This is a genomic window from Mycobacterium sp. E136, from assembly GCF_001666865.1.
In the GTDB taxonomy this organism is placed as follows: domain Bacteria; phylum Actinomycetota; class Actinomycetes; order Mycobacteriales; family Mycobacteriaceae; genus Mycobacterium.
Genome location: NZ_LZJE01000017.1, coordinates 17152 through 29750 on the forward strand (window position 1 = coordinate 17152; position 12599 = coordinate 29750).

12 protein-coding genes and 1 pseudogene are annotated in these 12599 nt (G+C 61.9%); 10 read left to right on the forward strand and 3 right to left on the reverse strand.

From position 1 onward, the window contains the following. Positions 1 to 61 precede the first annotated feature (61 nt). The 6 genes from A5698_RS01295 (at position 62) to A5698_RS01320 (ending at position 7469) form a co-directional block, all read left to right on the forward strand. On the forward strand, positions 62 to 1402 hold the full coding sequence (locus tag A5698_RS01295) for a cytochrome P450 (protein WP_046285458.1): 1341 nt from the start codon (positions 62 to 64) through the stop codon (positions 1400 to 1402). Next, positions 1399 to 2601, forward strand: coding sequence for an NAD(P)/FAD-dependent oxidoreductase (locus A5698_RS01300; RefSeq protein ID WP_046285459.1), 1203 nt, complete (start codon positions 1399 to 1401; stop codon positions 2599 to 2601). Before A5698_RS01295 ends, A5698_RS01300 begins: the two co-directional genes overlap by 4 nt. A 261-nt stretch (positions 2602 to 2862) precedes the next feature. After that, positions 2863 to 3273, forward strand: coding sequence for an SCP2 sterol-binding domain-containing protein (locus tag A5698_RS01305; protein ID WP_016889191.1), 411 nt, complete (start codon positions 2863 to 2865; stop codon positions 3271 to 3273). A gap of 48 nt (positions 3274 to 3321) precedes the next feature. Next, positions 3322 to 4938: a fatty acid--CoA ligase gene (locus tag A5698_RS01310; protein WP_081288818.1), complete on the forward strand. Its 1617-nt coding sequence runs from the start codon at positions 3322 to 3324 to the stop codon at positions 4936 to 4938. A gap of 46 nt (positions 4939 to 4984) precedes the next feature. Further along, positions 4985 to 6091, forward strand: coding sequence for an NDMA-dependent alcohol dehydrogenase (locus A5698_RS01315; protein ID WP_046188899.1), 1107 nt, complete (start codon positions 4985 to 4987; stop codon positions 6089 to 6091). A gap of 277 nt (positions 6092 to 6368) precedes the next feature. Then, entirely contained in the window at positions 6369 to 7469 is a 1101-nt protein-coding gene (locus A5698_RS01320; protein WP_046285460.1) for a BtrH N-terminal domain-containing protein, read from the forward strand. 335 nt (positions 7470 to 7804) lie between these two features. Here the strand turns inward: A5698_RS01320 and A5698_RS29795 are convergent, their stop codons facing one another. Next, positions 7805 to 8086, reverse strand: a complete 282-nt coding sequence (locus A5698_RS29795; protein WP_163648679.1) for a hypothetical protein — start codon at positions 8084 to 8086, stop codon at positions 7805 to 7807. Between A5698_RS29795 and A5698_RS29710 the strand changes: the two genes are divergently transcribed. After that, positions 8054 to 8431, forward strand: coding sequence for a PaaI family thioesterase (locus A5698_RS29710; RefSeq protein WP_073916453.1), 378 nt, complete (start codon positions 8054 to 8056; stop codon positions 8429 to 8431). The two genes, A5698_RS29795 and A5698_RS29710, sit on opposite strands and share 33 nt — an antisense overlap. 165 nt (positions 8432 to 8596) lie before the next feature. Here A5698_RS29710 and A5698_RS01340 read toward each other — a convergent pair whose 3' ends face one another. Further along, complete coding sequence (locus A5698_RS01340) at positions 8597 to 9283, reverse strand: TetR/AcrR family transcriptional regulator (protein ID WP_046285463.1); 687 nt, start codon at positions 9281 to 9283, stop codon at positions 8597 to 8599. 73 nt (positions 9284 to 9356) lie between these two features. Here A5698_RS01340 and A5698_RS01345 point away from each other — a divergent pair, with 73 nt between their 5' ends. Further along, on the forward strand, positions 9357 to 10226 hold the full coding sequence (locus A5698_RS01345) for a metal-dependent hydrolase (protein WP_046285464.1): 870 nt from the start codon (positions 9357 to 9359) through the stop codon (positions 10224 to 10226). A gap of 166 nt (positions 10227 to 10392) precedes the next feature. Here the strand turns inward: A5698_RS01345 and A5698_RS01350 are convergent, their stop codons facing one another. Then, a complete protein-coding gene (locus A5698_RS01350; protein ID WP_095562669.1) occupies positions 10393 to 11025 on the reverse strand; it encodes a TetR/AcrR family transcriptional regulator in 633 nt (210 codons plus the stop codon). A 128-nt stretch (positions 11026 to 11153) separates the two neighbouring features. Here A5698_RS01350 and A5698_RS01355 point away from each other — a divergent pair, with 128 nt between their 5' ends. Together A5698_RS01355 and A5698_RS01360 are read left to right on the forward strand one after the other, a co-directional pair. Continuing rightward, a complete protein-coding gene (locus A5698_RS01355; RefSeq protein WP_046285465.1) occupies positions 11154 to 12020 on the forward strand; it encodes an SDR family NAD(P)-dependent oxidoreductase in 867 nt (288 codons plus the stop codon). A 1-nt stretch (position 12021) separates the two neighbouring features. Next, positions 12022 to 12599: pseudogene (locus A5698_RS01360) on the forward strand (ferritin-like domain-containing protein); the annotation flags it as partial.

Below are 12599 nucleotides of genomic sequence, written 5' to 3' on the forward strand. Positions count from 1 at the left end.
GAGGTGAGACGTGAGCAATATTCGCGAGGCAGTCACTGCCAAGGCTCAGGCAACAATTCCGATGGACCGAATAATCCAGGGCGCCCACCTCTACGACAGAACGCGGCGCTGGGTCACCGGCACCAACGGTGAAAAAATCTTCATCGAGCGACCGATCCCGCCGGCTGACGAGGTTGAACTGACCGACATCGACCTTAGCAATCCTTTCCTCTATCGTCAGGGTCGCTGGAAGTCCTATTACGAGCGCCTACGCAACGAGGCTCCCGTGCACTATCAGGCCCACAGCGCGTTCGGCCCGTTCTGGTCGGTGACGCGGCATGCCGACATCGTGGCCGTCGACAAGAACCACGAGGTCTTCTCCTCCGAGCCGTTCATCGTCATCGGGAGCCCGCCGCGCTTCCTCGACATTGCGATGTTCATCGCGATGGACCCCCCGAAACACGACCGGCAACGGCAGGCTGTCCAGGGTGTGGTCGCACCGAAGAACCTGCGTGAGATGGAGGGCCTCATCCGCGAGCGGGTGGTAGACGTGCTCGACGCTCTGCCGCTTGGCGAACCGTTCAACTGGGTGCAGCACGTCTCGATCGAGCTAACCGCGCGCATGCTGGCCACGCTGCTGGACTTCCCGTACGAGCAGCGGCGCAAGCTCGTCCAATGGTCCGATCTCGCCACCTCCATGGAGCAAGCCAACGGTGGGCCCTCGGACAACGACGAGATATTTCGCGGCATGGTCGATATGGCTAGAGGTCTCAGCGCTCACTGGCGGGACAAGGCAGCCCGGAAAGCTGCCGGAGAGCTGCCCGGCTTCGATCTGATCACCATGTTGCAGAGCGACGAGAGCACCAAGGACCTGATCGATCGCCCGATGGAGTTCTTGGGCAACTTGGTATTGCTGATCGTGGGTGGCAACGATACGACCCGCAATTCCATGAGCGGTGGTGTTCTGGCGCTGAACGAGTTCCCTGACCAGTTTGAGAAGCTGAAGGCGAACCCCGAGCTGATCCCCAACATGGTCTCGGAGATCATCCGGTGGCAAACCCCGCTCGCGCATATGCGCCGGATCGCCAAGGCCGACACTGTGCTCAACGGGCAGTTCATCCGCAAGGGCGATAAGGTCCTGATGTGGTACGCCTCGGGCAACCGCGACGAGCGCGTGTTCGATCGGCCCGATGACCTGATTATCGACCGGGCCAACGCCCGTAACCACATCTCCTTCGGTTTCGGCGTGCACCGCTGTATGGGTAACCGGCTGGCCGAGATGCAGTTGCGGATCCTGTGGGAGGAGCTGCTTCCGCGGTTCGAGAACATCGAGGTCGTCGGTGAGCCCGAGTACGTGCAGTCCAACTTCGTGAGGGGGATCAGTAAGCTGATGGTCCGCCTCATCCCGAAAGGTGGCGCATGACCGTGCAGCGAGCGGTCATCGCGGGGGCCAGCCACGCGGGCACCCAGCTCGCCGCCAGTCTTCGCCGAGAAGGGTGGGACGGCGAGATCGTCCTCGTCGGCGATGAGTCGGCGTTGCCCTACCAGCGGCCCCCGCTGTCCAAGTCGTACCTGGCCGACAAATGCGAACTGGCCGAACTCGCGATCCGCAACTCGGATTTCTACGCCAAGCAGCGGATCCGACTCCTGGATGCGACGGTGGCGGCGATCGACCGCTCGGCTGGTCATGTCGTGCTGAGTACCGGCGACGCACTGCCCTACGACAAGCTCGCGCTGTGCACTGGCGCCCGGCCTCGTCGGCTCCCCACCCCGGGAGCGGACCTGGCCGGAGTCTTCTACCTACGCACCGCCGCGGACGGCGAGATGATCCGAGAGGCCGCCGGCCCCGGGCGTCGGGCGGTGATCGTGGGCGGCGGCTACATCGGACTGGAGACAGCCGCCTCGTTGCGTGCACTGGGTCTGGAGGTCACCCTGCTCGAGGCGACCGGGCGCGTCCTTGAACGGGTCACCGCCCCGGAGGTATCGGAGTTCTTCGACCGGATCCACCGGGAGGAGGGCGTCAACATCCGGACGGGCACGCTGGTCGAGGCTCTGTCCGGCGACGGCAGGGTCCGCGAAGTAATCCTGGCCAGTGGCGAATCAATTCCCGCCGACCTCGTCATTGTCGGCATCGGCGTGGAGCCGAACACCGAGCTCGCCGCCACCGCGGGCCTGGTCGTCGACAACGGCGTCGTGATCGACGATCGGGCCCGGACTAGCGACCCCGACATCGTGGCCGCCGGGGACTGCGCCAGCCACGACATGGCCCGTTACGGCCGTCGCATCCGCCTGGAGTCCGTGCCGAGCGCGGCCGAGCAGGCCAAGGTCGCCGCCGCGACCGTCTGTGGGAAGTCCAAGAAGATTGCGGCCCTTCCATGGTTCTGGTCAGATCAATACGACCTCAAGCTCCAGATCGCCGGTCTCAACACCGGGTACGACGAGGTCGTCCTCAGCGGCGACCCGACCCGGGACCGCGACTTCACCTGCTTCTACCTCCGTGCCGGCGAGCTCATTGCCGCCGACTGCATCAACCGTCCCCGCGACTTCATGTTCAGCAAGCGGGTCATCACGCAGCAAGTCGCCGTCGAACGGGCCGAACTGGTGCTCGCCGGCTCGGACTGAGGTGCCGGCGGTGCGTAGGCGGTGGGAACGACGACGGCGGATGCGACGCGTGTCTTGGAGAGGTACTTCAGTGACAATTGCCATCCAGCCCCGCTGGCAAAGGAACGCTAGCGGCTGCCCGGCGGTCGCCTTGGCGCAGCGCATCAGGACCTAGTGGGGTTTCCCAACGAGCATGACGATTCTTTCCGGAGGAGCAGCGTCAGAAGTCGGTGCCTGTTCTGTTCTGTTCTGTTCTGACAATGAGGTTAGTTGAGGTTGACGGTGGCGGTATTTAGGGACGAGGACGAGGTCTATGCCTTCCTGGGCGGGATCTTTCGGCGGGGTTTGGAGAAGGAAGGTCTGGCGGACAAGCTCGCGAATTCGGGTGTGGTGTTGCGGGTGCATTACACAGATCCGGATGCGGTTGTGACGGTGGACATGCCGAACAAGGTGGTGGAGACCGGAGCGGCCAGTACCGCGGTGCCCAACGTGGAGTTGTTCATGTCGGCAGACACGGGGAACAAGTTCTGGTTGGGGAAGGTGAACTTGACGATGGCGATGGCCAAGGGAACGGTACGTGCGAAAGGTCCGGTGCCGAAGTTGATCAAGTTGATCCCGCAGGCCAAGAACCTGTTCCCCGAGTACCGGTTGATGCTGGAGAGCCAGAATCGGCAGGACCTCATCGATGCGTGACCCTCGCCTCACCGCGGGCTGTAGGGCGGGTGTGCGATGAGGAGCACGATGCAGGACGTTGCGTTGACTGTGCCCGCGATCGTGGCCCATGCTTCGGCAGTTCATGGCGATCGCGAGGTGCTGACTGCGCGCGGACCCCGGCAGATCTCTGGGGTGTCCTATCGCGAGGTGGGTGAGCGTGCGGCACGGTTGGCAAATGCTCTGCGCCAGATCGGCATCCGTGGAGATGAGCGTGTCGCGACGTTACAGTGGAGCAACCAGGAGCATCTGGACTGTTACGCGGCGGTGCCGTCGATGGGCGCGGTGCTGCATACGTTGAACCTGCGGCTGCCGCCGGAACAGCTGACGTGGATCGCCAATCATGCCGAGGATCGGGTGATCATCGTCGACAGTACGGTGCTGGCCCTTTTGGCGGCGGCGTTGCCGTCGATGACCTCGGTGCGCACGGTGCTAGTGACCGGAACCGGCGATCTTGCCGCGGTCGAGGGGTGCGGAAAGGACGTCCTACGGTACGACGATGTGGTGGCCGCCCAGTCGAGTACGTTCGACTGGCCCGACGTCGACGAGCAGTCGGCCGCAGCGATGTGCTATACGAGCGGTACCACCGGGCATCCGAAAGGTGTTGTCTACAGCCATCGTTCGACGTGGTTGCACTCGCAGGCGGCGTGCACTTCGAATGCCTTGGGCATCGGTCATGACGACACGGTGTTGGCGATCGTTCCGATGTTCCACGCCAACGCGTGGGGGTTGCCGTATGCGGCGATGATGGCCGGCGCGCAGCTTCTGCTGCCTGACCGTTTCCTGCAGGCGGGGCCTCTAGTGGAGATGATCGAGGCGGTGCGACCGACGATGGCGGGGGCGGTGCCGACGATCTGGACCGATGTTCTGCACTACCTGCGCGACAATCCCGGCCATGACGTGAGTTCGCTGAAGATGGTGGCCTGCGGTGGTTCGGCGGTTCCGCGGTCGTTGATGACCGCCTATGACGAGCTGGGCATCCGCATTGTGCAGGCTTGGGGGATGACTGAGACTTCCCCGCTGGCCTCGGTCGCTCTGCCGCGGAGTTCTGATACCCCGGAGAGGTCGCTTCACCTGCGCGCAACCCAGGGCCGGGTGGTGGCCGGTGTGCAGGCCCGCATCGTCGATGACAGCGGTGCAGAACAACCGTGGGACGGAAAATCGGTGGGGGAGATTCAAGTCCGCGGCCCGTGGATCACTCAGTCGTATTACGAGAATGACAGTCCGGCGGCGTCGCCGGACGGGTGGTTGCGTACCGGGGACGTCGGGACGATCAGCGCGGACGCGTTCATCGCGCTGACCGACCGCTCCAAGGATGTCATCAAGTCCGGGGGCGAATGGATCTCCTCGGTGGAATTGGAGAACGAGTTGGCCGCTCACCCTGCGGTGCGCACCGCCACGGTGATTGGAGTGCCCGACGACAAGTGGCAGGAACGGCCGCTGGCGGTGGTCGTCCTGGCTGCCGACCGCACCGCCACCGCGGCGGAGCTGACCGAATTTCTGCGTGCGCGGGTGGCCAAGTGGTGGCTACCGGAACGGTGGGCGTTCGTCACCGACATTCCGCTGACTTCCACTGGCAAGTTCGACAAGAAGAAGCTGCGCCGCCAGTTCGGCGACGGTGACCTCATCATCGAGACGCTGGCGTGAATCATCAATCCACTGCGACCGAAACACTGACGTTAAGGAGACACATATGAAGACACGTGCTGCAGTGCTGTGGGGCCTAGGAGAAAAGTGGGAAGTCGAGGACATCGAGTTGGATCCTCCCGGCCCCGATGAAGTGCTCGTCCAGCTGACCGCGACCGGGTTGTGCCATTCCGACGAACACCTCGTGACCGGCGACCTGCCCATTCCGCTGCCCGTCGTCGGTGGCCACGAGGGTGCCGGCACCGTGGTCGAAGTGGGTGCGGGTGTCGAGAACGTCGCCGAGGGCGATTCGGTGATCCTGACGTTCCTGCCGTCGTGTGGGCACTGTTCCTATTGCGCGCGGGGGATGGGGAACATGTGCGACTTGGGTGCCGCGCTCATGATGGGACCCCAGATCGACGGCACTTACCGTTTCCATGCCCGGGGTGAGGACGTCGGCCAGATGTGCCTGCTGGGCACGTTCTCGGAATACACCGTGGTCCCCAAGGCGTCTCTGGTCAAAATCGACCAGGGGACACCGCTGGACAAGGCGGCGTTGATCGGGTGTGGTGTGACGACCGGGTACGGGTCGGCGGTGCGCACCGGTGAGGTGCGTGCCGGGGATACCGTGGTAGTGATCGGAGCCGGTGGCATCGGCATGAATGCGATTCAGGGTGCCCGCATCGCGGGCGCGTTGAACATCGTGGCTGTCGATCCGGTGGCGTTCAAGCGTGAACAAGCCGGCGGTTTCGGTGCGACGCATGCCGTTGCCACGATCGACGAGGCCTGGTCACTGATCAGTGACATCACCCGCGGCAAACTCGCCGATGTCTGCGTCTTGACCACCGATGTCGCCGAAGGGTCCTACATCGGCGAGGCGCTGTCCTTGGTCGGTAAACGCGGCCGTGTGGTCGTTACCGCGATCGGGCACCCCGAAGACACCTCGATGTCGGGTTCACTGCTGGAATTGACGCTGTATGAAAAGCAGATCCGCGGCGCTCTGTACGGTTCGTCGAACGCCGCCCACGACATCCCGCGGCTCGTCGAGCTCTACAACGCCGGACACCTCAAGCTGGATGAGCTGATCACCCGTGAGTACACCCTCGATCAGATCAACGAAGGCTACGCGGATATGCGATCGGGCCGCAACATCCGAGGACTCATCCGATTCTGATAAAGCAGCCGAAGCGCGGGAGCGCGACCACGGGAGCAAGCGAGCTGAGTACAACGGTTGAGTGCTGCGCGTCTGTGGCTCTTACCGTTGACGTGTTGATGCAGGACTAGCGATCGAAAGTCAATGTGCCCCATCGCCATAGGCGGTCGAGATGCGCGGCTGAGGTTGGCTGCGGTCACGCGTGTTGGTGTTGGCACCTACTGTCAGCCGGGAAGCCGTGATGAAACGTAGCTTTTGACGAGTCTCAACAGTGCTACTGACAAGAGAGGAAGCGGCGATGACGAGGATTCAAATTCCCTATCCCCATAGGAGGGGAGGGCACTGTGGTTCCGGTGCGCTTCGTGACCTTACTGAATGGGCCCAACTCGGATGGGGGACAGAAGCACTCAGTGAAGGATTGGTCTTCACCCTCGGCGGAGCCTTGGACTTCTCGTACGTCCGCTCTACGCAGTTGTTCCCCCAGGTGTACCTGGTAGGACGAGGAAGCGACCTGGAACAAGATTACCTCTCCCGGGTTGGCGCAAAGTTCGTCGTGCGATCGACCGATGACCCGGACGTGGGATGGGCATTTGTGACCGACGAAATCGACAAAGGTCGACCCGTCATGGTCTGGGCTGACATCGGCGAACTTCCTTACCTGCGCGTCCGATTGCACATGAGCCGTCACGACATTGTCATCACCGGATACGATGACGAACAACGGGTCGCCTATGTGGTCGATAATGACCGCGAGACAACCCAGACGGTGGCCTACGACGACCTACGCCGGGCGCGGTCCTCGGTCGGGTTTCCCACACCTACCCGGCACACCACATATCACGTCGACTGGCCAGAGCGAGTGCCAGACCTTGGGCCGATCGCGGCCGCTTCACTCGCCGCGAGCGCAGCGTTCATGCGCGGCGGTGCCGTAGGTGCGCCGCTACTGCGCATCGAGGCAGCTGAAGTCGAATCTTCCGGTTTGAAGGGTGTGCAGGACTTCGCCGATGACGTAGGGCATTGGCCAACGCTGTTCGATGACGATGCCCTGACCGCGGCATTGTTCGGGCTCGGGGCGTTCATCGAGAAAGCCGGTACCGGCGGCGGGCTCTTTCGTACGCTGCAGGCACACGGTTGCCAGAACATCGCCGATCTCCTAGATGACGCCGCCACTGCCGAAGCGGCTGCCGCGGCCCGACATGCTTCCAAAGCGTGGTCTACGCTTGCGGCCGCAGCCACGGATGCCGGCACATCGCTACGGAGTCGTAGTCTAGCTGCGGCCAAAGTCGCCGCGACGATCCCGGACGCCGAAACGCGCCTCGTCGAAGCCCTCGAAACGGCCAGTCGATCCGTTGGCACTGTCGATACCGGCATCGAAGCTCATCTGAAAGGCTATCTGTGAGTGGCACTTCAAACCAATCGAGTTTCCTGGAGACTACTGGTTTCTCGATTGGCAGCATGACGATGTTCAGCGCTTCGCCCAGAACGCGGTCGGTGACGTTCGTGACCCTTGTGCAGAAGGCGAGGTTGACCGTCACCGCTGTGGGGGACAGGATTTGGTATGACCCCTATAGCACCGACGACGACCCCGAGCATTATCGGGCGAGCTATGCGGCGACAGCGTCGAGGGCGTATTGCGGGGCAGGACCAAATGGCTGATAGTGACCGAACTGGAAGGTGTACCGCAGCGATGATCTCGGCGGGCTAACGAGTCCTTTACATACTGTCTTCCGGCGATCAGCCCAGCCGACGTCGGCGCAGTTCTTCAGTCGCATGGTGGTCCATGCACTGCGTGGTCCTATTTAGGAGGATTTCGTCATCGACGAGCAAGCAGAAGATTCGGCCATCGCGTGGTGGCATAACTTTCAGAATCGTGTTATCGCCGCCGACGGCGACTACCTCGATGCGCACCATCCGTGGTGCCTTGGTTGCGGCACAGACAATCCGCACGGTCATCGCCTGCGAGCGCGTCGGCGTGGCGACGGGGTGGGCGCCAGGCATATCTTCGACGGCCGACATCGCGGCGCACCCGGGATCGCACATGGCGGCGCAGTCATGACGGTTCTTGACGACACGGTGGGCATGCTGCTCTACGTCGTCGGTGAGATGGCCGTCACCCGTAAGCTCGACACCGAGTTCTTCGCGCCGGTATTGCTGGGGGTTCCCTACGAGGTCAGCGCGGAGCTCGTGTCCAGAACCGGCCGGAAACTCGAAGTGCGGGCAGAATTGCGCGAGGAAGCCACCGGCCAGCTGGTCGCGTCCGCGTCCGGGTTATTCGTCGTCGTCACGCTGGATCACTTCACTAGCTCCATACAGAAGGCGTCGTCAATACGCTGCACTGCGCGACCACCCTGGGAGGGATGACGCAACCCGTAAATCTGCTCATTTTTCAACCGGCGCAGGCTGCTCGGATTAAACCGGGGCCGACAGGCGGGTTTGCTAAGCAAACGCGTACTCGACCACATCGTGGTGTACCAGCCTTCGGTAGCGTGACGCCGCAGCGTGTCGGCGAAAAGACCGCCGGTCTCATCAGCTGTGGCCCGCAGGGGAGTTGATATCGACCTGGATGTGCGAAGCGGCCGGGTCAGGTTTCTGGCCGAGGGTATACAGGCCAAGACTGCCGAGAAAACCCGCACAATGCTCGATAAGCACTTCGGTCGATAGGTTTAGTTGTCCGTCTATCCAGCGACGGAGAATCTCGAACAGGCCCCCGACACCGTAGGTAGCGGCGAGATCTGCGACCTGAATCACCTCGCTGGGTATATCGAGATGCAGGCGGGCCTCTCTGAGGACGAGCTCCGCAAATTCGGACATCAGTTCGCTTCGCAGCTGCCGAAGCAGGGGTTCAGCGCCCGATTCGACAAACAATATGCGGGCCATGCTGGGATCGTTCTCGATCATCTGAACCAGGGCCTTTATCGGAGCGTAAGCGAGTTCTTGAGGAGCAACGGTGTCATCCGGTATCGCCTTGGTGATCACGGCTTGGAAGGTGGTGGAGATCTTGGTGAACATCGCACGCAGGAGCGCGTCTCTGTCGCGAAACTGCTGGTAGAAGTACCGGCTCGTCACTCCTGACTCCGTACACACAGCGGTCACGGTGCACGCGGCGGCTCCCTGCTTGCCCATGAGCGCGACCGCGGCGTCAATCAGCAGTGCGCGGCGCTGCGCATCGCGTTGAGTTGCGGACAGCCCGCCATAAACACGTGCTGGACTCATGCCCTACATTCTGGCAGTCTCATGTGACAAGGCCTAAAGTCAGATCAGACTACGGAGGAAGGACCCCGTCAAGATGCCGGAAGATCGAGCCTCGACCAAGAGCCGTGTATTGCCAAAACCCCGGCGCGTTCGTTTCCCCATGCCCACCTCCACGAAGCGGCAACACTTCGTGGATGGCGACCTGGTGATGAGCCATTTCATCTCGGTGCTTTCTGCGACCTTCCCGGAAGGGGAAGACTTCTTCATCCGCTCGGTCAAGTATTTCCAGAGTTCCATCGACGATCCCCAATTGCTGACAGCGGTCAAGGGTTTCATCGGACAAGAGGCCACACACCGACACCAGCATCGGCTCCTCAACGAACGGCTCCAGGCCATGGGTTATCCGACCGCGCGGATCGACCGCCACGTCGCACGCCTGATCAAGCTATTGGAGCGGCGCTTTTCGCCAGAAATGCGGCTGTCGATGACCTCTGCATTGGAGCACTACACCGCGACGCTCGCTGAAATCATTCTCACCAGCGATGACGCCCAGAAGCTCATCGGACAGACAGAGGTTCGACCGATTCTGCTGTGGCATGCGTTCGAGGAGTCGGAGCACAAAGCCGTCGCCTTCGACGCCTATCGGCTGATTGGAGGCACCGAGCGCACCCGCGTACGGGGCATGCGGATCGCCTCTGCAATTCTGTTCGGCGAACTCATTCTGCAGACTGCGCTTTCGATGGCCTCTGACAAGGCCTCGTATAACCCGGTCACGTTGGTGCGTAGCCTACATCGCTTCAGTCGCACCCCGATGTTCACCGCCGATGCGCTGCAGCGATTCCGTTCGTACAACCGCCCCGGCTTCCACCCTGATGATTGGGACAGTGCCGCGGTCCTGGAGCGATGGAGCAAGGAACTGTTCGACCAAGACGGCTCACAGAAGGTCATCGCTCAGCCTGGGTAGCAAAAGTGCGTGAGGAGGGCGACGCAGAAAGACACTGTTTCTGCGTCGTTCCTCCAAACAAACGACAGCGCGCCTGTCGTCACGGATTGGATGCCCGGTGGCGGGTCAAGGCGACAGTCATACAGACAAATGCAGTCGGCCTCGAAACTCACGGAAAGGTTAAGCCTCAGCCGCTGACGACGTAGCGTTGAGCCAAGGTTTCAGCCAGTCGGCTAGTGTGCGCGACCACTTCCTTTTCGGTCACCGCAAGCAAACCGGAGTGCCAGGCCGTGATGACTTCGACGAACCCCCCCACCGCAACCAAAGTGTCCATACGAAGGGCCGTCTCGTCGGCGTCTTCTCTGAGATGTGGCCGGCTTGCCTCGACGACCAACTGCGTTGCCTCCTGCAGCGCCACAGCGCGGCGATCTTGCAGCGGTGAGCTACCTACATGCTGAGCGAGGAGGATGTGCGCCCGGCCAGGATCGCGTGCGATCCGGTCAACCACGATGGCGATCGCCGCGGTGATGGTTTCGATCGGCGGCCGATCCACACGCTCGTCGAAGAGCGCGGAAACCTCGCCGAGCATGTCATTGCGAACGCCATCCCACGCTGCGACGAGAAGATCCTCGCGCGTCTTGAAGTCCTCGTAGAAGTATCGATCGTTGAGCCCTGTCCGGGCGCAAACGCCGCGCATAGTCACTGCGGCCCAACCGCTCTCACTCCAAATCTCGGTCGCAGCCTCGATCAATTGCTGCCGTCGCTCTGCTCGACGCTCAGCACCGGTCCGACCACCCCAGACCTTGCTTCTCGACCTCACCTCACCATCTTGACAAAACGTCGGGCTCACGCCCAAACTGGTGGCATGCGACCCCAATGGTGGCTGATGCCCCCAAATGAATATCCTCCCGCACCGGAAATCAGTGTCGCGATCCAAAGGGCAAGCAGATGAGGTTCTTGCCGTTCGGTAATTCACCAGGTAGAACCCACCGCGCCCACGCAGTAGTCACAGGCGCAGGGAGCGGTATCGGCCGCGCGTTCGCCGTTGAGCTTGCTCGCAGAGGTGGACGTGTTGTGTGTGCGGACAAAGACCCCATCACTGCGAAGGAGTCGGCCGAGATGGTGAGGCAGGCCGGCGGCGAGGGTTTCGACGTCGTATGCGACGTCACCGAACTTGAGCAGGTCCGTAACCTCGCTGATGCCAGTGAAGACTGGTTCGGCAAGGCGGCGAGTCTGGTGATCAACAACGCCGGAATCGGTGCCGGCGGCAATCGCATCGGCGATACGTCGGTCGAGGACTGGAACGCTGCGATTTCTGTCAACCTTTGGGGTGTTATCTACGGTTGCGAGACTTTTGTTCCTCGCCTCCGGAGCAACGGCCGGGGCGGAGTGATCAATGTGGCGTCCGCCGCAAGTTTCGGCTCGGCGCCCCGAATGGGCGCATACAACGTGAGTAAGGCCGGCGTGCTCGCTCTGTCCGAGACATTGGCGGCCGAACTCAGCGGTACCAACGTCAACGTCACAGTGCTTTGCCCCACCTTCGTCAAGACGAACATCGCCAATAATCCTCAGATTGAGGAGTCGGCGGCGAGACTCGCGACCAACCTGATGAGGTGGACCGGCATTTCGCCGGATCAAGTGGCTCGAACGACTCTGAACGCGCACGATCGCGGACAAATCTATGTCGTGCCCCAACTGGACGCGAAAATTTTGTGGCAACTGAAAAGAGCTTTACCCGGTCCGTTTACGCGCGCGTTGGGGCTGGTGGAGCGCATGGCCTCGTGGAACGATCCAGCCGACCAGAGGGAGCAGTGAAATGGCGTTCGCATATAGCGACATGCTCGAGACGATCAAGAACAAGCAATGGGCTCTCGCCGATATCGATTGGGACGCCCCTGGTGCGGAGTTGATCACCGACGAACAGCGTCCCAAACTCAAGCAATTCATGTCCGACGTGGTGTGGATTGAGCATGTCGGAGCGCGCGCCTTTGCTGCGATGGCCCCGAAGGCGCCCTTCGAAGCGCTCGGAGACATTTACCGTTACTTTCACGCCGAGGAGCAGCGTCACGCCAACGCCGAACTTGCTCTGATGCGTCGCTGGGGCATGATCGAGGAAGGCGAAAAGCCTGTACCGAATAAGAACATCCGTCTCGTGATCGAGTGGCTAGATCGGTACGCTGAGGCTCTTCCCCTGACTGTCATCGGCGCCGCGATTCCCGCACTGGAGACCGCGCTGGACGGGGCCCTGCTGAAATTTCTCCTTGATGAGGTCGACGACCCAATTTGCGGGGAAGTATTCAATAAGGTCAACAGCGACGAATCGCGGCACCTTGCAGTAGGTTTTCAAGTCCTGAATGACCTCGGCGCCAGTCCCATGCGAATCCATGCAATCCA

Excerpts from the sequence above, each read along its gene's own strand:
- A5698_RS01295 (WP_046285458.1), top strand. The coding sequence starts at position 62 with ATGGACCGAATAATCCAGGGCGCCCACCTCTACGACAGAACGCGGCGC.
- A5698_RS01300 (WP_046285459.1), top strand. The coding sequence starts at position 1,399 with ATGACCGTGCAGCGAGCGGTCATCGCGGGGGCCAGCCACGCGGGCACC.
- A5698_RS01310 (WP_081288818.1), top strand. The coding sequence starts at position 3,322 with ATGCAGGACGTTGCGTTGACTGTGCCCGCGATCGTGGCCCATGCTTCG.
- A5698_RS01315 (WP_046188899.1), top strand. The coding sequence starts at position 4,985 with ATGAAGACACGTGCTGCAGTGCTGTGGGGCCTAGGAGAAAAGTGGGAA.
- A5698_RS01320 (WP_046285460.1), top strand. The coding sequence starts at position 6,369 with ATGACGAGGATTCAAATTCCCTATCCCCATAGGAGGGGAGGGCACTGT.
- A5698_RS29795 (WP_163648679.1), bottom strand. The coding sequence starts at position 8,086 with ATGTCGGCCGTCGAAGATATGCCTGGCGCCCACCCCGTCGCCACGCCG.
- A5698_RS01340 (WP_046285463.1), bottom strand. The coding sequence starts at position 9,283 with ATGAGTCCAGCACGTGTTTATGGCGGGCTGTCCGCAACTCAACGCGAT.
- A5698_RS01345 (WP_046285464.1), top strand. The coding sequence starts at position 9,357 with ATGCCGGAAGATCGAGCCTCGACCAAGAGCCGTGTATTGCCAAAACCC.
- A5698_RS01355 (WP_046285465.1), top strand. The coding sequence starts at position 11,154 with ATGAGGTTCTTGCCGTTCGGTAATTCACCAGGTAGAACCCACCGCGCC.